The 21,402-nt window shown below is 44.8% G+C and carries 12 protein-coding genes; 9 read left to right on the top strand and 3 right to left on the bottom strand.

All coding sequences use genetic code 11. From position 1 onward, the window contains the following. The first annotated feature begins 233 nt into the window (after positions 1-233). The 4 genes from Q0081_RS08365 (at position 234) to Q0081_RS08350 (ending at position 11,600) form a co-directional block, all read left to right on the top strand. Positions 234-8,918, top strand: coding sequence for a glycoside hydrolase family 94 protein (locus Q0081_RS08365; protein ID WP_298351378.1), 8,685 nt, complete (start codon positions 234-236; stop codon positions 8,916-8,918). Between the two features lie 275 nt (positions 8,919-9,193). Then, positions 9,194-10,210: an aldo/keto reductase gene (locus Q0081_RS08360; RefSeq protein ID WP_298351375.1), complete on the top strand. Its 1,017-nt coding sequence runs from the start codon at positions 9,194-9,196 to the stop codon at positions 10,208-10,210. Positions 10,211-10,234: 24 nt separating this feature from the next. Beyond that, positions 10,235-11,134, top strand: a complete 900-nt coding sequence (locus tag Q0081_RS08355) for an AraC family transcriptional regulator (protein WP_298351372.1) — start codon at positions 10,235-10,237, stop codon at positions 11,132-11,134. 43 nt (positions 11,135-11,177) lie between these two features. Then, complete coding sequence (locus tag Q0081_RS08350) at positions 11,178-11,600, top strand: secondary thiamine-phosphate synthase enzyme YjbQ (protein WP_298351369.1); 423 nt, start codon at positions 11,178-11,180, stop codon at positions 11,598-11,600. Positions 11,601-11,609: 9 nt separating this feature from the next. Here Q0081_RS08350 and Q0081_RS08345 read toward each other — a convergent pair whose 3' ends face one another. Continuing rightward, entirely contained in the window at positions 11,610-12,590 is a 981-nt protein-coding gene (locus Q0081_RS08345) for a DNA/RNA non-specific endonuclease (RefSeq protein WP_298351367.1), read from the bottom strand. Between the two features lie 183 nt (positions 12,591-12,773). Here Q0081_RS08345 and Q0081_RS08340 point away from each other — a divergent pair, with 183 nt between their 5' ends. The 5 genes from Q0081_RS08340 (at position 12,774) to Q0081_RS08320 (ending at position 20,150) form a co-directional block, all read left to right on the top strand. Next, on the top strand, positions 12,774-12,983 hold the full coding sequence (locus tag Q0081_RS08340) for a hypothetical protein (protein WP_298351364.1): 210 nt from the start codon (positions 12,774-12,776) through the stop codon (positions 12,981-12,983). Continuing rightward, complete coding sequence (locus tag Q0081_RS08335) at positions 12,973-14,325, top strand: Type 1 glutamine amidotransferase-like domain-containing protein (protein ID WP_298351361.1); 1,353 nt, start codon at positions 12,973-12,975, stop codon at positions 14,323-14,325. Before Q0081_RS08340 ends, Q0081_RS08335 begins: the two co-directional genes overlap by 11 nt. Positions 14,326-14,408: 83 nt before the next feature. Beyond that, complete coding sequence (locus Q0081_RS08330) at positions 14,409-15,179, top strand: pentapeptide repeat-containing protein (protein WP_298351358.1); 771 nt, start codon at positions 14,409-14,411, stop codon at positions 15,177-15,179. Between the two features lie 136 nt (positions 15,180-15,315). Beyond that, positions 15,316-17,874 (top strand): sialate O-acetylesterase, encoded by a 2,559-nt coding sequence (locus Q0081_RS08325; protein ID WP_298351355.1) that lies wholly within the window; start codon positions 15,316-15,318, stop codon positions 17,872-17,874. A gap of 164 nt (positions 17,875-18,038) precedes the next feature. After that, positions 18,039-20,150 carry a SurA N-terminal domain-containing protein gene (locus tag Q0081_RS08320; protein ID WP_298351352.1) on the top strand — a complete coding sequence of 704 codons (2,112 nt, stop codon included), beginning with the start codon at positions 18,039-18,041 and terminating at the stop codon, positions 20,148-20,150. 131 nt (positions 20,151-20,281) lie between these two features. Here Q0081_RS08320 and Q0081_RS08315 read toward each other — a convergent pair whose 3' ends face one another. Together Q0081_RS08315 and Q0081_RS08310 are read right to left on the bottom strand one after the other, a co-directional pair. Next, positions 20,282-20,512: a hypothetical protein gene (locus Q0081_RS08315; protein ID WP_298351349.1), complete on the bottom strand. Its 231-nt coding sequence runs from the start codon at positions 20,510-20,512 to the stop codon at positions 20,282-20,284. Continuing rightward, the gene (locus Q0081_RS08310; protein ID WP_298351346.1) at positions 20,506-21,279 is read right to left on the bottom strand and encodes a ScyD/ScyE family protein; all 774 of its coding nucleotides are present in this window, start codon (positions 21,277-21,279) and stop codon (positions 20,506-20,508) included. The genes Q0081_RS08315 and Q0081_RS08310 overlap by 7 nt, the downstream gene beginning before the upstream one ends. Positions 21,280-21,402: the final 123 nt, after the last annotated feature.

Raw genomic sequence — 21,402 nt, 5'->3', positions numbered from 1 at the left:
AAAGCTTTGATTTTCCCGAGAATGTAGTATCTTACCAAAATTACTGCAATTTCTGACGAAAATGTAAATCAACACGTCCCGATTCCATCACCACTTATCACGGGATTAGAGAAACTATTTATTCCTTTCAACTTCATCCTCTTAAATCGAACTGGTTATACGGAATCTCCTGAGCATTCAGGCCTGTATTTGCGTCTTTTTCTTAGTCGAGGTTTTTACAAATGACTGTTATTATGAAGGTTACGACCAGTACAGTGTTCGATATTTTGTCGCGTTTACGCGTTTATTTTAATGCTTTTCGTAATTATGAAAGCGATGAGCCGTTTCGTTCCGAGCTTTACAGTTTAGACCAAATGAATCGGTATGGTAAGGTAGTGGCCCAGTCGCACAAACTCCTGATACGAAATACCTCTGATAAGCTTCTGAAAAGGCTGGGAGATAATGAAAAAACGTTGTTGGAAGTACGTGATTTGTTGGTAGAAAGCATCAGAGGAGGGAAGGCCATTACACCCGGTGCCGAATGGCTGCTTGACAATTTTTATCTGATTGAAGAACAGGTAGTCATTGCAGAAAAACACTTGCCCAAAGGATACAGTGAAGGGTTGCCCTGCCTTTCTGACGGAATTTCGACGGGTATGCCCCGGGTATATGACATTGCCTTGGAAATTATTTCCCACAGCGATGGCCGGGTAGATGTAAGAAGTCTGAGCAGTTTTATTGCTGCCTACCAGACCTATACCGTACTCACGTTGGGTGAATTGTGGGCCATACCCATCATGCTCCGATTGGCGGTGATTGAAAACCTGCGCCGGGTGGGTGGAAAGATTGCTCTGGGCATGGTTGACCATAATTTGGCCGATTACTGGGCTGATAAGATGATTACTACGGTCAAAGATGAACCTGCCAACCTGATTTTGACCATTGCCGATATGGCGCGTTCAAAGCCCGCTTTGTCGGGTCCGTTTGTGGCAGGTTTTACGCGGCAACTGCAGGGAAAAGGCCCGGCATTGGTACTGCCTTTGAGTTGGATGGAACAACAGTTGTCGGCAGCGGGGAGCAGCAGCAATGACGTTGTTCAGCAGGAAAGTCAAAAACAGGCAGCCAATCAAGTCTCGGTACGAAACTGCATCGGGACGCTTCGAATGCTCGGAGCAACGGATTGGCGCGATTTTGTGGAAGAACTCAGCAGTGTAGAAAAGGTACTGAGACTCGATAGTGCGGGAACGTATCCCCAAATGGATTTTGCGACCCGCGACCGATACCGCCACGTCATTGAGACTATTTCCAAAGCTTCTGCTTTTTCAGAAACCGAAGTGGCGAAAAAGGTACTTGAATTGACCGAATCGCCGCAAATCGACCCTCAAAAACCGGAAAGAGAAAAACACGTAGGTTTTTACCTCATTGATAAGGGCTTGAAAAAGGCCGAGTTGGCCGCCGGAATGCGTTATTCCCTGAAAAAACGACTGTTTCAAGTTATCGGCCAAGTGCCCGTATTCCTCTATTTATTTTCTATAGTTTGCATAACTCTGTTGGTAGCAGGCGGGATGTTATATCAGGCTTACAGTTACGGAGCACATGGCAGGTTGTTGTTGACGGCAGTAGCTATACTCTCTGTTTCGGGAGCGGCCCAGTTGGCGGTTTCTCTAACCAACTGGTTTTCTACGATTTGGGTAAGACCACAACTGTTGCCCCGCATGGATTTTTCGGGAGGTATTCCTGCCGAATGTCGTTCGTTGGTGATTGTGCCTACCATGATTTCAAGCAAGGCGTATATTGACGAACTGGTGGAAGCACTGGAAATTCGTTTTCTGGCCAATCGGGAAGCTAATCTGCATTTTGGACTGCTAACCGATTTTTTGGATGCCGATGCCGAATTTCTGCCGGAAGATAATAGCTTATTGGAATGGACCAAAGGTAGGATTGAAGCCTTAAATCATAAGTACAAACGGCTGGAAGAAGATGTTTTTTTTCTCTTTCACCGTCCAAGAACTTGGAGTGCTTCTGAGCAGAAGTGGATGGGTTACGAGCGCAAAAGAGGAAAACTGTCTGCTTTAAATGCGTTTATTCGGGGGCGGAGCCAAGGCGAATTTTCGTTGGTTATTGGTAAAACTGACGTTTTGAGGCAGGTAAAATACGTCATTACCTTAGATTCCGACACGCAACTTCCGCGCGAATCGGTCTGGAAATTTGTCGCAACCATGGCGCATCCGCTCAATCATGCCATCTACAGTCCCGAAGAAAAGCGGGTGACGGACGGCTACGGAATACTACAACCCCGATTGGCTTCGGCCATTCCAAAAACGGCTACGTCGTTGTATTTGCGAATGCAGAGTGATGTGTTTGGTATTGACCCTTACACCCGCGTTTCTTCGGATGTGTATCAGGATTTGTTCGGCGAAGGCTCCTTTATCGGCAAAGGAATTTATGACGTGGACGTGTTTGAACAGGCTTTAAATCAGATTTTTCAGGAAAACCGTATCCTGAGCCACGATTTACTGGAAGGCTGTTATACTCGTTCCAGCCTGATAAGCGACGTACTCTTATACGAAGAAAACCCCACTCAGTACCAAGCTGACATCAAGCGACATCATCGCTGGATCAGGGGCGATTGGCAAATTGGAGCCTGGATGTTACCCTTTGTGACTGGCAGGAACGGCCATCTGGCTAAAAATACGCTCTCTGCTTTATCCCGCTGGAAAATTTTTGATAACCTACGACGAAGCTTATTGCCGCTGTCGTTGACGTTGCTTTTATTGATAGGGTGGTTTCTGTTGCCTTTACCTTGGTTATGGACATTGACCGTTACCGTCAATATCTTACTCCCCGTCATGGCGGCCGCAGGTTGGCGGTTGGCAAACAAGCCCATTGATTTGACCTTGAAGGCGCATTTGGCTGAAATAGGCGGTTCGATGCGAGGCACCCTGATTAGGTTTATGTTTGGCATTGCAGTCCTTCCTTATGAAGCCTTCCGCTATACGGATGCCATTCTGCGAACCAATTGGCGAATGATTGTTTCCAAGAAAAAACTCTTGGAATGGACTCCTTCCGCAAGTGCCTCTCGAAATACGCGCAACGACATGGGCTCGGTGTATCAATCCATGTGGATGACGTCCGTATTGGCGCTTATTTGTACCGTCTTTTTGGCGTACAGCGATTCGGAAGCACTGTTTGTGGCGGCTCCGATGCTTATTCTTTGGTTTATTGCACCGGCATTGTCTTGGCGTCTGAGTAGGCCCGAAGCCGAAGAAAGTCAATGGCTTCCCGAAGAACAAACCTTGTTTCTTCATAAATCGGCCCGGAAAACCTGGTCCTTCTTTGAACAGTTTGTTACCGAAGGCGAAAACTGGTTGCCACCGGACAATTTTCAACAACAACCCGTTGCCATTATTGCCCACCGTACTTCTCCTACCAACTTAGGTTTGGCTTTGCTGGCCAACCTTACCGCCTATGATTTTGGGTACATAGGTGGTGGCGAATTGGTACATCGCTGTAAAAATGCATTGGAGTCAATGCTCAAATTGGAGCGATACAAGGGCCATTTTTATAACTGGTACGACACCCTGAACCTGTTGCCTCTCTTGCCCAGATATGTATCCACGGTTGACAGTGGGAATCTGATTGGTCATTTGCTTACCCTGCGTCAGGGACTCTTGGCCTTGCCTGCCCAGCCTCTGTTTACCCGGAAGATATACGAAGGTCTCAAAACCACGACGCGAATTATACAGGATTTTTCTAAAGGACACCAAGCGGAAATAACCAAAAAAATACTGATTTTATTGGAAGGGGCTGCTACCAAAGAAAGCTCACTCAGCGATGTAAAGAAAAATTTGGATGAGTTGATTTTTCTAACGAATGAATTAACTCCGTACCAACTGGGCAGCGAAACGGAAGTATATACATGGTCAAACCGATTATTGTCGCAAATAACTGCCGTCAGGGAAGAGGTAATACAGTCGGTTCCGTGGTTGCAACTGTTGCCCGTTCCAGCGCATTTTGTTGACCTTGCGGCGCTTGATTCTATTCCTTCGCTTCTGTCCCTTCAGGAAATTTCGGAAGTGTTTTTGCCGCAGATTGACCTGTATGACGGACAAGCAAAACGTTCTGAAGAAAAAGAATGGTTGCTCCAACTGCGTGAATTCCTGAAAAAGGGCAGCAACATAGCCACCGAAAGAATCCGACTCACGGAACAACTGGCGGAAGAGTGCGAAGAGTTAAGTACCATTGAGTATGATTTTCTGTTTGATAAACCGACGGGTCTTTTACGAATCGGTTATAACGTAGATGACCAACGCAATGACAACAGTTATTATGATCTGTTGGCTTCCGAGGCTCGGTTAGGGATTTTTGTGGGCATCGCGCAGGGAAAATTGCCGCAGGAAAGTTGGTTTGCCTTGGGGCGTTTACTGACCAACTCGGGAGGTGATCCGATCTTACTCTCCTGGAGTGGTTCCATGTTTGAATACCTGATGCCGCAGTTGGTCATGCCTGCCTACGAAAACACGCTGTTGTACCAGACCAATAAAGCAACCGTAAAACGACAAATTGAATATGCGGCGCAACGGGGAGTGCCGTGGGGGATTTCAGAATCAGCCTACAACATGACCGATGCCAATCTGAATTACCAATACCGCGCCTTCGGCGTACCGGGCCTTGGCCTGAAACGCGGACTGGAAGAGGATTTGGTCATCGCACCCTATGCTTCTATGATGGCGTTGATGGTGTCACCGGCCAAAGCCTGTGCCAACCTGCAAGTATTGGCAAAAGAAGGGTTTGAAGGAGAGTATGGGTTTTACGAAGCGATAGATTACACCACAAGTCGTTTGCCCAGAGGTAAAACCCACAGCATTTTGTACTCCTTCATGGTTCACCACCAGGGCATGGGGTTTCTTTCCTTATCGTATCTGTTGTTGAACAAACCCATGCAGCAGCGGTTTATGGCAGAACTTCGTTTTCAGGCCACCCTCCTGTTGTTGCAAGAGCGCATTCCAAGAGCCACCGTTTTCTATGCTCATACGGCAGATTTGATTGAAACCAATTCCGAAACGAGCGATGCACAGATACGAAGCATCAATACGGCCAACACCCTGATACCGGAAATTCAACTCCTGAGCAATGGTCGCTATCAGGTGATGATTACCAATTCGGGCGGAGGATACAGCCGTTGGAAAGACATCACAGTGACCCGTTGGCGAGAAGATACCACCAAGGATGACAGAGGGATATTTTGTTACATCAAAGACGTAAACACGGGCAAATTTTGGTCAAATACCCATCACCCTACCCTCCAACCGACCAAAAATTACGAGGCACTGTTTTCATTGGGTCACGCTGAATTCAGCCGACAGGATTATGGAATAGATACTAAAACCGAAATCGTGATTTCTCCGGAAGACGATACGGAGATGAGACGAGTCCGAATCACCAACCGAACTCAGTCGGTAAAGGTCTTGGAAATAACGAGTTATGCCGAAATTGTGCTGGCGAGCCAAGCTTCGGACGAAGCGCACCCGGCCTTTAGCAATCTTTTTGTGCAAACTGAAATTGTCCCGGATTATAAAGCGATTCTCTGCACGCGCCGTCCGCGTTCGCAGGATGAATTGCCGCCGTGGATGTTTCACCTCATGGATGTTCACGGAACCGCCACGGAAGAGGTAACATTTGAAACCGACCGTCGCCAATTTATCGGCAGAGGCAGAACCTTAGCCTTTCCGCAGGCGATGGAAGTGGATGTGCTGTCTGGAAATCAGGGAGCTGTGTTGGATCCCATCGTTTCCATTCGGCACCGCATCAGTATCAAACCCAACCAAACGGCAACCATTGATTTGATTTACGGAATCAGTGAAACCAGAGAAGCCTGTGAAGCGCTGATGCACAAATACCAAGACCAACATCTTAAAAAACGGGCATTTGAACTTTCTTGGACCCACAGTCAGGTGTTGCTCCGGCAAATCAACGCCACCGAAGCAGATGCCCAGCTATACGACCGCTTGGCCGCATCGGTTATCTATGCTCATCCGTCCTTACGCGCCGATCCCGCAGTACTCAATGCTAATTTCAGAGGACAATCGGGACTGTGGAGCCATTCGGTTTCGGGCGATTTACCCATTGTTTTGGTTCACATTTACGACCCGGAAAATATCGACTTGGTTCGGCAAATGGTGCAGGCACATGCCTACTGGCGTTTGAAAGGACTTGCTGTTGATTTGATTATCTGGAATGAAGATTACGGCTCCTATCGTCAGGTGATGCAGGAGCAAATTTTGGGGCTGATTTCGGGAGAAGCAATCGGCAATCCGGTGTACTATAAGCCCGGGAATATATATGTCAAATCTGCCGATCAGATTTCGCATGAAGATCGCATCCTGTTTGAAAGTGTAGCCCGAGTTATCATTCACGATAACAAAGGAACATTGGCCGAACAGGTAAACCGGTATTACAACGAAAAAGCAGGGCCGCCTATGCTGGAACCGAAACCGATTACTCTTCGGGAGTTCCAACATACCATCGCCTTACCGGATAACCTTTTGTTTTTTAACGGAACAGGCGGTTTTACCTCGGACGGAAAAGAATATAAAATCATTACCGATAAAAAACAAACCACGCCAGCACCGTGGGTAAATGTCATTGCCAATCCGAATTTCGGTACGGTAATTTCAGAAAACGGCTCCGCCTATACGTGGGCCATTAACGCCCATGAATACCGCCTGACGCCTTGGAGCAACGACCCGGTAAGCGATAGGGGCGGAGAAGCTTTCTACCTGCGCGACGAGCAAACGGGGCATTTTTGGTCACCATCTCCTTTTCCTGCTAGCGGAATAAGCCCCTACATTACCACGCATGGTTTTGGGTATTCCCTCTATACGCACATTGAGCAGGGTGTTTCCTCTGAAATGTGCGTGTTTGTGGATAAGGAATTGCCGATTAAGTTTATTGTGCTGAAAATAAAGAACCTGTCCGGACGAGAGCGCAAATTTTCGGCCACGGGCTTTATGGAGATGATTTTGGGCGATGTTCGTTCCAAAACAAACATGCACATTCTATCAGAACAGGAGATCAACAGCAGTGCTCTGTTCATCAGAAACCGATATAACACTGGTTTTTCGGAACGGGTTACGTTTTTTAAAGTGAACGGAGCCAATCTGAGCGTCACGGCAGACCGTTCGGAGTTTATTGGTCGAAACCGAAATTTGAATAACCCGCAGGCACTGTATCGAAAAAATCTGTCCGGCCGCAGCGGTGCCGGGTTAGACCCCTGTGCCGCCTTACAGGTAAAATTTGATTTGTTGGACGGTGCGGAAAAAGAAATAATCTTCCAACTCGGCAACGCAGAAAATACCCCGGCCGCTCAGGGATTGATTCAGAAATTTACCGACCGGGAAACTGTTTTCGAGTCCTTCCGGGAAGTCAAAAGCTATTGGGAAGAGGCGTTGGGGGCGGTGCAGGTAACTACGCCCGACAACGCTCTGAATGTATTGGCCAATGGCTGGCTGACCTATCAGACGCTGGCCTGTCGGATTTTTGCCCGGAGCGGTTTTTACCAATCCGGCGGTGCATTTGGCTTCCGGGATCAACTTCAGGATGTATTGTCTCTATTGCATACCCGTCCGGGTATTGCGCGGGAACAACTGCTTTTAAGTGCTTCCAAGCAGTTTACCGAAGGCGATGTACAACACTGGTGGCATCCTCCCGAAGGAAGAGGTGTGCGTACCCGTTGTTCTGATGACTTGCTTTGGCTACCCTTTGTTGTTGGCCGATACATCGAGGCAACCGGCGATAAAACTATATTAACGGTACTGGTGGGTTATTTGGAATCTCGTCTGCTGCATCCGGGAGAAGATTCGTTGTATGATTTACCCCTTAGCGGCAATCTCAGCGGGCCTCTGTATGAACATTGCGTTCGTGCTATAAAACACAGCCTTCGATTCGGGATACATGGATTGCCTTTTATTGGTTCGGGCGACTGGAACGATGGCATGGACCAAGTAGGCAATAAAGGGTTGGGAGAAAGTGTTTGGTTGGCGTTTTTTCTCTACGATGTGCTGGTTCATTTTGCCGATACCGCCGTTGACTACGGTGATACTGCTTTTGCAGAAACGTGCCAAAACGAAGCCATCACCCTTCAATCCAACATTGAAGCTTCGGGTTGGGACGGTGAGTGGTACAAACGGGCTTGGTTTGATGATGGTACACCACTGGGTACCAAAACCAACAATGAATGCCGTATTGATGCAATTGCTCAAAGCTGGTCCGTTTTGTCGGGAGCAGGATCTGAGGAAAGGAAGGTAACAGCCATGGCATCTTTGGACAAATACCTGGTCAGAAGAGACCTGAAGCTGATTCAATTATTAGCACCTCCCTTCAACGGCCACGGCCTCAATCCGGGCTATATTCAAGGATATGTACCGGGAGTGCGCGAAAATGGCGGGCAATATTCCCACGCCGCTATCTGGACCCTCATGGCGTTTGCCGCTCTGGGTGAGCGCGAAAAAGTGTATGAATTGTTCAGCATGGTTCAACCCCTGAGTCACGCTTCCGATGCCGCTTCGGTGCAGGTCTACAAAGTAGAACCTTACGTGATGGCGGCCGATGTGTACGCCAATGAATCCCACAAAGGAAGGGGCGGTTGGACGTGGTATACTGGTTCTTCGGGCTGGATGTACCAGTTCATCATCGGTTCCCTGCTGGGAATGGATTTAAAAACGGATGTGTTGCAATTCAAACCCTGTTTTCCAGCGGCATGGCCTTTCGTAACCATTCACTATCGCTTTGGAAGCTCAACCTACAAAATCACTGTTTATCAATTGCAGGATGGGGCGGATTCTTGGTGGAAAATCGGTGGAAATCAAGGCAAGGGCAACGCGGTGCAGTTACTGGACGATGGGTTGGAACATCAGGTGGAAATACATATACGTAGTTGAGATTAATCATAAAAATAGCTCCCTTCACCTTTTACGGAGTGAAAGGTGAAGGGAGCTATTTTTTGCCCTATTTACAAGAATTGATTGCAGGGCGGATTATTCAGCGCTGTTTTACTTTATTTCGTCGCTTTATTGTCCCTTCGTTTTAAAAGCAACTGAATCCAATTGTTTGATTCGCGCAATTATCCGTTTGATTCTGGCAAATGGTGGGTAGGATTTTAAGAGTACTTTTGCACAACAAAAAACAAACTCAGTTCACTTAAATCAAACAGACAATGAAATACAATTTGTTAGGAAACACGGGACTCCGAGTATCGGAATTATGTTTGGGAACCATGACCTTTGGAGGCAAAGGCATGTGGACAGCGATTGGAACACTACCTCAGGAAGAAGTAAATACGTTGGTAGAACATTCGGTTGAGGCAGGAATTAATTTTATAGATACCGCCAATGTCTACAGCGAAGGCTTGAGTGAGCAAATGACTGGAGCGGCCATTCGGAATTTAGGACTGAAACGTGATGATTTGGTGATTGCGACGAAAGTACGGGGCAAAATGGGAAGCGGGCCGAATGAAACCGGCCTCACGCGTAAACACATTTTGCAGCAAGTGGACGAAAGCCTGAAACGCCTGCAAATGGATTACATTGACCTGTATCAAATCCATGGTTTTGATCCACTTACCCCTTTGGAAGAAACGCTTTCGGCCTTAGATAGCTTGGTCAGCAGCGGAAAAGTGCGGTATATTGGTTGCAGCAACTTGGCTGCCTGGCATATTATGAAAGCGTTGGGAATTTCTGAACGAAATCATTTAGCCAAATTTGTTTCTTTGCAGGCGTATTACACCATAGCAGGACGAGACATTGAACGGGAAATTGTGCCGCTGCTTACCGACCAAAAACTCGGATTGATGGTTTGGAGTCCATTGGCAGGTGGATTATTGAGCGGTAAATACGGTCGTCATACTTCGCCGGAAGATTCTCGTCGCGTGAATTTTGATTTTCCTCCGGTCAACAAAGAGAAAGCGTATGACGTTATTGATATGATGCAGGAAATCGCTTTGACAAAAGAGGTGTCAGTGGCGCAGATTGCGCTGGCATGGCTGTTACATCAACCAGTGGTTACGACCGTCATTATTGGTGCTAAAAGGCCTGAACAACTGGAAGATAACCTGAAAGCAACGGGCGTAACGTTAACATCCGACGAACTTGCAAAATTGGACCGAATCAGCAAATTGTCGCCCGAATATCCCGGTTGGATGTTGGAGCGGCAGGGAGCGGACCGTAAAGCATAACCCCATTCATTGACTGTTGCAACCATGGCGAAAACGGAAACTCTCGAAGATTTTTACCGTCAGAAACTCAACGGAATGCCCGACGATTTACAGAAAGATTTAGGGCATTTCAATGCGTTTCGTATTGAAAACCACGGATTGGTCAGTAAGCCTCCGATTCAATATACGCGTCGTGAATATTACAAAATATCGCTCATCAGAGGTCATTTTGTGTATCATTACGCGGATAAAAGCCTGGAAGTATCGGGGACGACCCTGTTGTTTTTTAATCCTCAGGTGCCTTACACGTTTGAGCAATTGGGCGATACACGCTCGGGGTATTTCTGTATTTTCAAAGGGGAGTTTTTTAACGAATACATGCGCAACAGCCTCAGAGACTTGCCAATGTATGTAGCAGGAGGGAAGCCCGCTTACAAGCTTAATGAGGAACAGGATAAAAATGTAAGCCAAATCTATGAAAAAATACTGGAAGAGTTAGGGTCTGACTACCGATTCAAGTATGAATTGATTCGGAATTACATCATGGAAATAGTGCATAACGCGCTCAAAATGCAGCCTTCCGAAAAACTCTACCAAAACATAGATGCCAACACCCGACTGACAGCCGTATTTTCTGAGTTATTGGAACGGCAGTTTCCGATTGAATCACCTTCTCAGCAGTTTGCGTTGCGTTCGGCCAAAGATTTTGCCGAGCAACTGAATGTGCACGTAAATCATTTGAACCGAGCCATTAAATTGAGTACGGGCAAAACTACAACGGGCCAAATATCGGAAAGACTCGCAAGGGAGGCCAAGGCGCTTCTGAAACATACCCATTGGAACATTGCCGAAATCAGTTACAGTTTAGGGTTTGAAGAACCGGCTCATTTTAACCATTTTTTCAAAAGACATACGAGTATGACTCCTTCTGCTTTTCGAGGTTAACTCTATCTTTGCGAACAATTTAAGCCATTATTTGTGCTGTCGTATGAAGATTTTTCAGCAACGTTTGCAATTAAAAGAAAGGAGAAGAGGATTTCACCTGATTACGGGTGAGGTGTTACAGGCAATGCCGCAACTCAGAGAGATAAAAATGGGAATGTGTCAGGTATTTATTCAACATACGTCCGCTTCGCTGACTATCAATGAAAATGCCGATCCAACAGTAAGAAAGGATTTTGAAACCTTCTTTAACAAGGCCGTTCCCGAGAAAGACCCTGATTATCTGCATGATTACGAAGGTTCGGATGATATGCCTGCTCATTTGAAGGCGGCTTTGTTGGGCTCTTCTGTATTAATTCCCGTACAAAACGGACAATTAGCCTTGGGAACCTGGCAAGGAATTTATCTGTGCGAGCACCGAAATTACGGCGGCACACGCACGCTGATGATTTCGCTTTGGGGAGTATAATGGTTTGAATTACTGACAATTACACAATTCCCGCTCTACGTACGTTTTGTTTCCTTTGGCGTTAATGTAATAACAGCCGCCGCTTTTGCCGATGTATAATGAATTTCCATTGTGAACTCGACACTTTGAATCTACGTTCAGCGGAGTTGACTGATAATCAAACCGTTTGGTTTGGAGCGCGTTTTGAATAGAGGTAGGGGCGTTGCTGAAAAAAGCAAATCCTGTTTTCTTTTCAATCGCTGATACGGTCGTAATGTAGCGCAGCCAACCTGTATTTTGTACTGCGCTGTTTTTGTTGGGAAAGTCAACGGCTATGACGGGAGTATCGGCATTGATGTCGTTCATCGTGCCATTTTCGGGCAATATGGTGATGATTTTGTAAATACGAGACGGAACATTGACGGTGTTATCCAATTGACTGAGTGTTCCTTTGCTTCCTTCTCCTCCTGTGCCATAGGTGCCGGCTACAATGAACAGTTTGTGTTTTTGTCCCACTAATTCTCGGCAAAATTCTTCCAGAAAAGCCCATGATTCCCGATTGAGTTCGGGTGCCTGCGGAATCATATTGGTCATTAAAAAGGTGCTCGAATTATTGGCGGCGGTAGAGGTACGGTCGGCCGACGGACACAAATGCCCACGATCAAAACCTGAATTTGTGTATTCGTTGGGTGTTACTTTGTGCCAGGATGAGGGCAAAGTTTCATCGGGGCGGAAATCATTTTGTCGGTCAATACTTCCCAACCAACTTTTAGAAAGCTCCCACGAAACCCAATTGGCATGACCCTTTGAACGATTGTAGGATAAAGCATACTGAGGCTTAACAATCAAATAGTTATCAGGGGATGAAAGATTGGTTTGAGCGTTGCTTGGATTTCCGAGTGCTAAATGAGTGCTTTCTGGTTTTTTTGCGGTTGTGGTTATTTTGGGACTACAACCGACGAGAATAGAAGAGAAACTAATTATATAAACTAATGAATGAATACTTTTCATTTGAGCAGAATTTGGTTTTGTATCTTTGTCAAAGGTCGGTTTTTTCTAACTTTTAATCAACAAACAGCATAATTACAATTGAATTTGCCGTGCTTCCTGTAATCAATACTTCGCACACTTTTTGCTCTGTTTGGACAATAAAATGGGTTTCCGTAGATTTGTTCATTATAAAAATAATAGTTTATGAAAACAGCATCGGCTTTGTTGGAAATCTATAATTCACTCAGTCCCCATATTCGTGATGAATTTTTGGACTTACTGAAAAAGCAACAGAACTCTACTGAAAACTCCCGTTTGCTTTCCAAAATTGAAAAAGGCTTAAAAGATGTTAAAAAAGTGAAGGAAGGCAAAGGAAAAACCTACACATTGGATCAGATTTTAAATGAGAGTTAGGGTTGAGTTTCATGAGACATGTCGGACTGACGCAAAGAAGTTCCTGAAAAAATTCCCTGGATTAGCTGAAGAGTTGATAAATTTTGAGGCTCAATTACTTGAAAATCCCAAGTTAGGGAAATCGCTTGGCGCAGGACTTTACAAAGTGCGTTTGGGAGGAAAGGACAAGGGGAAAAGCGGTGGGTTTAGGGTAATCAACTATCTGATTACCGAAGAGAAAGAAGTACTGATTGTCAATGTAATTGCCATTTATGATAAATCGGAGGAAGAAAATAGCCGTAAATTTACTTTGATTAAATTAATTAAAAAAATAGGGATTTACTTTGATAAAGACAACATGCCCTTCAAATCCATTTTTCTTCTTTTATTGCCGGTCGTGGCGGTTGTTCAAGTGGGGCTATCCCAATCTAAACAGCCTTCTTCCATAGGTATCACCGGTGATACTTCTGATGTCAACGTTCCTACTGTCAACGGGTTTGTGCTCGGAGGAGGAAGTACGGATGTAAAAGAAGCACTTCTGTGGATGATTGACCGTGCCAAAGGAGGCGACGTAGTGATTATCCGCGCAAGCGGAGCAACGGGATACAATGATTTTATCTATGGACTGGGAGGCGTTAACTCAGTCGAAACGTTACTGATTAACAGCCGCGAATTAGCCCAAAATCCCGCAGTAGCCCATCGTATTCGACAGGCCGAACTACTTTTTATTGCAGGGGGCGACCAAGGAAATTACGTAAAATTTTGGCAGGATACCCCCGTAGAAGACGCTATCAACTACCTGATTCATACCAAAAAAGTGCCCGTTGGCGGTACAAGTGCCGGTTGTGCCATTTTGGGAGAAGTAGGTTTTGCCGCGCTCAATGACGGGATTACTTCCGAGGAAGCGCTCACGAACCCTTTTCACCCCAAAATGACGTTGTTGAAGGGTGGATTTATTGATATTCCGATTCTGAAAAATACCATTACCGATACGCATTACAGCAACCGAAGCCGGCACGGGCGTCACTTGGCGTTTTTGGCTCGGATGAAATCCGATTGGAATATGAAGGCGAAAGGCATCGGAGTGGATGAGAAAACATCGGTTTGTATTGACGAAAAAGGAATTGCCAAAGTATTTGGAAGTCAGGCCGCGTATTTCATCATTGCAGATTCTAAAAAACCAGAAGTATGCCAAGAAGGGCAAAAATTAACGTGGAATCGTAAAATGAAAGCCGTGAAAGTTTATAAAATAATGGCATCTTCCACAGGCAGCGGTCTATTTGATTTGAACAATTGGAAACCATTGACGGAAGTGACGCGGAGCTACTGGTACGCTCGGGATGGAAAAGAATTTGAAAATTAAATGCGAAACAGTGCAACTTCGCCCGACCCTTTTGCATCTTATTGTCGAAACCGTTTTTATTCATCTAAACAGTCCATACAGCAATGAAATTTTTATTCACCTTCGCAATTGCAGCTTTCACATTTATGGGGGCAAACGCCCAAAAAGAAGTATCCGCCAAAGAAATCTTTAACGCCATTGACAAAAAGCAATCTGTCCAGTACGACGGTGTTGTCGTTATTGGAGATTTGGATTTGACGGAACTTTCCAATCGAAAAATCAAAAATGAAAATCGCGACTGGGAAGAAATCAAAACCACAGTGGAAGTGCCGATTGTATTTCGTAACTGTACTTTCAAGGGAGATGTGATTGCTTACAAACATCTGGAGGAAGGAAAAACCAACCGAGTTTTTAATATAGACATCACCAACGGAGGAAAAACCTATTCGACCGATTTTCGGGAAAATGTCGTATTTGAAAATTGTACTTTTACGGGAGGCAGCGAGTTTAAATATTCTACTTTCTCCAAAGTTTCCAATTTTTCAGGCAGCAAATTTGAGCATCAGGCAAATTTTAAGTATGCGAAGTTTCGCAGTGATGCGTTTTTTGCCACTATCAACTTCAACGAGTATGCAAACTTCAAATATGCAGATTTCAGCGATAAGGCGGAGTTTCATGATACCCGTTTTCGTGATTATGCTGATTTTAAATATGCGGAGTTTAGCGAAAAAGTCAACTTTACAAGCGGCCGTTTTCAACGTCATGCTGATTTTAAATACGCCGATTTCAACGATGGAGCAGCTTTTGACAAAACTGACTTTGAAAGCAGTACTGACTTTAAATATTCAAACGGAAAAAAATACGTATCGCGTTAATAATGAGCGGTTAACAATTGAAAAAGAGGTTGTCTCCGTAGCGAGGCAGCCTCTTTTTTTATACCAAATTTTTGCCTTCCCGCCATGATTCGCTAATTTTGAAACTTTTTGTATTCATACATTAAGGTAAAGTAGAATGCCCGAACCCGATTATTGTGCGGTATTTAGGTGTTTGAGTCGTAATTGGGTGCTATCGGCTTTGTTTTTTCTGGTCGTAATTCCTGTTTTTTCTCAAGTAACTGTCAGTTTCCCTACTTCTCGGATAGTTTTTCAGCGCTCCAACACGAACACTGCTTCATTTGTTGTGGTAGGTACCTATAAACAGGAAATTCCTGACAGGGTAGAGGTTGCTTTAGAACCCGTGTCAGCGGGGCAAGGTACCGCTATAGATTGGCAACTCATTGAACAAAAGCCCGCTGGAGGATTATTCTCAGGCACAATCTCGGCAACCGGAGGTTGGTATAAGTTGAAAGTGAGATTGATAAGAAATGGACAAATCAGTGAAAGCACAGAAGTAGATCGGGTCGGAATCGGGGAGGTGTTTGTAGTCGCGGGGCAATCCAATGCCAGAGGAATTCAAAATTATGGAGCACCGCCGGCCTACGAAGACAGGGTCAGTTGTTTTAACTACCTCAATGCCAGATTTGAACCCAATGAATTTCCTGAGCCTTCGTTTTCTCACTTAAATTCTGACAGTTACATTGCTCCTTATGGTTATTCTGCTTGGTCGTGGGGCGCGTTGGGGGACTTGTTAGTTGCCCGACTTAATGTCCCGGTCTTATTTTATAACGCTGCTTTAGAAGGAACGACCAGCAGAGCGTGGCGAGAAAGTACCAATGGATTGGCGCAAAACCCCTACGTTGGCGGTGTTTATATGAATCAGCTTCCTTATTCTCAGATGCGGGTAGCTCTTCGACAATTTGCTTCATTGACAGGGATTCGGGCGATACTTTGGCACCAAGGCGAATCTGATACGCAATTTGAACTGCCGGAATCTGAAATCGTATCCAATCTTCAACAGGTAATTGGACAAAGTCGAAATGATGCTGGACATAACATCAGTTGGGTACTATCGAGAGTATCTTATAATGCAAATACAAAGACCGCAGTCATTAATGCCCAAAACAAGGTTGTCAGCAGCGTACCTAACGTATTTAATGGCCCTTATACGGATGAGATTCAAATTCCCCGACCCGATGGGGTTCATATTCAGGGGAGCGGGTTGGTCACTTTGGCTCAAGCCTGGAACAACAGCTTAACTTCTGATTTTTTTAATAATTCCAATCCCCGCGGTGCTTTGCCGCTTCCTACGGTCAAAGCAGGTTGCGCTGAAGATGGACAAATAAAACTTATTGCTCAGGGAGGGTATGCAGAAACACAATGGAATATCGGAGGGAATGAAAAAGCAGTTACCGTAGGCAGTGGTAAGTATCGGATAAAAGTCAAAGACGTTTCTGGTAATTTTCTATATTCCCCTTCCATTGAGATTGGTGAAAGTAATTTTCAGGAACTCCCCCGACCTTCTCCTCCAATTGTGACCGCCAACAGTGCCACTACTTTTTGTCAGGGAGCAAATGTAGAGCTTGTAACGCAGGCCGCTTCTGCCTACCAATGGAGCAACGGAGCTGCTTCACGCAGTATTACAACCTCTGAATCAAACAATTATACAGTTCGAGTTCGGGACGAAAACGGATGCTGGTCGTTGCCTTCGGAAGCCGTATCAACTGTGGTGAATCCTGTTCCTGTTGCACCCACAATCATTGCGAAAGGTCCTTTGGCATTCTGCGCCGACAAAACATTGACTTTGGAGGTGGAAGGTGGGAATATAGCCTTGACAACTAACACACTCGAGTGGATTGGGGGGCAAAAAACCTCTACCATTGTTGTAAAAGAATCGGGAGATTATGCTGTGCGTGCTTCCAATCAGTACAATTGTTTTTCACCTTATTCCAAAGCGGTATCGGTTACGGTGTACCCTTTGCCTCCTGCTCCTACTGTCATACCAACCGGATTGGTTCGTTTTTGTGAAAACGAAGCCATGACGTTGAATTCCAACTCGCTCCAAACGAATATCTGGAGCAATGGAGAAACGAGTCAACAATTATTGGTGAGGCAATCGGGTCATTATACTGTCAGAGCGTTAGATGGTTGGGGGTGTATGTCATTGCCTTCTGCTGAAACCGTTGTAGAGGTTAGCCCGATTCCCAAACAGCCGGTAATTGAAAAAACGAGTAATTTTATAATGCAGGCTCAGGGAGACTACTTGCCCAATATTCAGTTTCGTTGGAATTTTGAGGGCGAACAAAAAATTACAATGGACAATTTTTTGAAAGGGCCAAAGACAGGAAACTATAATGTAACGGCATTTTATTTTTTAGAATCCACCAAAATGTGTTCCTCATTGCCATCGTTGGATTATAATTTTGTACTTGATTTGTCGGGAAATGGGTTGAATGTCTATCCAAATCCCAGCCTCGACGGTGTTTTTTCAATAGAAAGTTATGATGATATTAAAAATGCTCGTTTGCAGGTACTTAGTGAAGAAGGACGTTTGGTCTATGATAACCAAATACCGGATTTCATAAATTCTCAACTTGTAAAACTTCCGCGTTTGGCACCCGGGGCTTATGTGTTACGAATTGGAAGTTCAAGCCATTCTGTCATCACCAAAAAGTTGTGGGTTTTGCCTTACTAATTTTAGGAAAGGTTGGCATGAAAATTGACAAAGAATGAATCAGTGTTGGATTGTAGCAGTAAATGATGTTATTTTGCGGGTCAATTTTTGGAAGCCCTTTTTTTCCTTAATTTCTTTTAACTAATTTAACAATTAACTTTTAACTCAATAACGCGCAAGCAACTATGGCGTTAATCAACAAAATCAGGGAGCGATCAGGGATTGCGGTAATAGTTATTGCCGCCAGTTTGATGCTATTTATCGTCGGAGGCGACATTATTGGTTCACAGGCATTGTTTGGAGGAGGTAACCAAACGGTAGGAGAAATTGCCGGAGAAACGATTAATTACAAAGATTTCCAACTGAAGTTAGATCAGGCGCGTCAGGCGTTTGAAGCTCAGAGTGGCCGGGCTGCTTCGGAAGCCGAACAGCAAAGCCTTCGTGAGCAGGTTTGGAATCAATACCTCGTAGATTACGCTTACAAAAAAGAATTCGATGCTTTGGGATTGAAGGTAAGCAATGAAGAATTGGTGGATATGGTACAGGGAAACAACGTTAGCCCGGCCGTTCAGCAGTCATTTACAAACCCACAAACAGGCGTTTTCGACAAAACTCAGGTAATCAGTTACTTGAAAAACCTCAAAAACCTACAGCCAGTACAACAACAGGCATGGCAAAATTTTGAAAAAAGTTTAGCACAGGATCGTCTTCGTCAAAAATACGAAAACCTGATTCGCCTGGGTAGCTACGTAACACGTGCTGAAGCCGAAAAAGAATACCAGGCGCAGACAACAAAAGCGTCACTTCGTTATCTTTTTGTTCCTTTTTACTCAGTTGTTGATACAACTATCAAGGTAACAGACTCACAGTTGGAAGACTATTTGGCTAAACACAAAGACGAGTACAAAGGATTTGATTCACGTACTATTCAGTATGTGTCTTTCCCAATGGTTCCTACCAAGTCGGATAGTGTAGAACTTTACAACAAAATCAAAGACTTGGCACGTGGCTTAGCCACTTCAACAAGTGACTCTACTTTTGCCCGTATCAACTCTGATGTACCGACTAAATTGTATTGGTCACTTTCAGAAATGCCCGATCAATTGAAAGTTGCTGTAAAGTCATTTATTCCGGGAAGTGTAAACGGCCCTTATCGTGAAGGAAACACCTATTTCATTTATAAATACGGAGGTACTAAATTAGATACGTCTTCTACGGTAAAAGCAAGTCACATCTTGATTCGTGCAGAAGGTACAAGCGATTCAGCGAAAGCAATTGCCCGTACGAAAGCGACAGATTTGTTGAAGCAATTACAGGGAGGAGCCAATTTTGAACAATTAGCCGCTGCTAACAGTACAGATCAGGCTTCAGCACAAAGAGGAGGTGATTTAGGTTATTTCCGCGAGGGAGTGATGGTGAAACCATTTAATGATGCTGTTTTCGCCGCGACCAGTACAGGTTTGATTCCTCGCTTGGTTGAATCTGACTTTGGTTTCCACATTATCAAAGTGACTGAGCCTAAAACGAATGTGTTGTACAAAATAGCAGCGATTGGAAAAACGATGACACCAAGTCAGGCTACTCGCGATGCGATTTATGCAAAAGCAGACCAGTTTGCATTGGAATCAAAATCAAAAACTGCTTTTGACGAATCCGTGAAAAAAGATAAAGCACTAATTGTACAAACTGCCAACCGCATTCCCGAATCAGCTACGAATATCAATACATTGCAAAATGCGCGTGAAATTGTTCGTTGGGCATTCAATGATGATACTAAAATGGAGCAGACTTCGCCTGTTTTTGAAACAGATGAGCAATATGTAGTGGCAATTTTGACAGGTAAATCTGAAAAAAGTAATCCTACGATTAATGATTTCCGCGACGAATTGACATTGAAAGTTCGTAATGCTGCCAAAGCAGAACAAATCGCTAAGAAATTAGGCACTATTCAAGCTCCAACTTTGGAAGCTATTGCTCAAAAATACGGAGCAGGTGCATTGGTAGAAAACGCAAATGATATTTCATTGGCTACGGGCTTCCTGACAAGTGCAGGTCTTGATCCAATCGCATTGGGTAGAGGATTTGGTCTAAAAGCTGGTAAAAAATCAAAAGTTTTTACCGGAGAAAATGGTGTGTTTATCATGGAAAAGATAACGGATACACCTGCTCCAGCCATTGGTGATTATTCTATGTATAAAGCCAACTTACAGGCTAAAAATATGCAGGCAAGCTACTTGCTGAACGAAGCGATTCGTGAAAATGCAAAAGTGGTAGATAATCGTGCTAAATTCTTCTAATAAGAATAAAGCAATTTTTTATGATGAAGCCCCGTCCATTTGGCGGGGCTTCGTTGTTTGTACATGGTAATAAAGTTTTCCACCATTTTAGCTCTTTTTAATTTGAAAAGAGCTTGATAAGGTAATAACCGCTAATAGAATAACTTCTTAATCGTTCCTCCCATTAGGCTATTGACATAGAAAGTATTGGGGGCGCCTGCTACAATGGACGTGGGCAAATTTAAGCCCTGTATCCAGATACTTGGCTGACCACCCGAGATGCTGGTAATTCTGCCCGTATTGGGAATAGGACCCATTTGACCGAATTCCGCTACAGTCAAAACGATAGGGCGTTTGCCAGCTCCGAGAATAATATCTACCAAACTGGTGAGACCATCCTGGTAGATGGAGATATTTCCCGCAAGGTCGATTTGATAAATCCGTGCTTTGCCTGATGGAAAAGGGAAGCCACCAGTGAAGTTACTAAGAATTTTTGACCGTCAAACGCAATTCCTGTGGCTACTGCCTGAATAACAGGTGGGCCAACCATAGTGGGGTTAGGAATGCTGGGAAGCGTAGCAAACACACTGAGTACGCCGGCAGGCGTGCGCTTAATAATAGTATTTTGCCCCGCATCAGCAATGTACAGATCTCCATTGGGGCCAAAAATCAGATTATATAAATTAGAATCCTGGGTATCTTCCGGGAATTTATAATCCAATACAAATTGACCAATGGGTTCGCTTGTTAGTTGAGCAACCGTAAGCGGCGGATTACCCGGTTTAAACGACCCGACATTCGCTTTGTACATTTTCTCGTCCACGCCGTGCAGAATATAGAGGATGCCATCCTTATAAGTCAAGTGATTGAGGCCGTCGGGTGTATTTTCTGGACTTACTGATACGCTGAATCCCGTAATGGCCGGGTAAATTTTGCCGTCAGGTGTCATGACGGAAACCCTTCCGGCAGCTACTTCGGTAATCCATAGTTGTCCTTTGTCATCAAAGGCTAAGCCGAGTGGAGCGGCAAGATTGGTGGCTACATCCTGCGACTGTATTTGAGCAGAGCTTGTTGGCAGGCGGTGATCTAAGCAACTTGTTACGAAAAGGAGTGCCGCTAAGGCAGTTGTGTTGAGTAATTTAGTGTGCATTGTTTAAAATTTTTGGCGGTGTATCAAATGTAATGCTGCCTCTCCAAGTTGAATTGCCAAAAGCACCAACCAATCGCCAAGTTGTGCCACTTGTCCAATTTGGAAAAGGATAGCGACTTTCTG

The sequence above is a fragment of the Runella sp. genome (assembly GCF_027484545.1).
Classification (GTDB): Bacteria; Bacteroidota; Bacteroidia; order Cytophagales; family Spirosomataceae; genus Runella.
The sequence above is the reverse complement of the archived record's forward strand: the minus strand, read 5'-3'. Positions and strand labels throughout refer to the sequence as shown.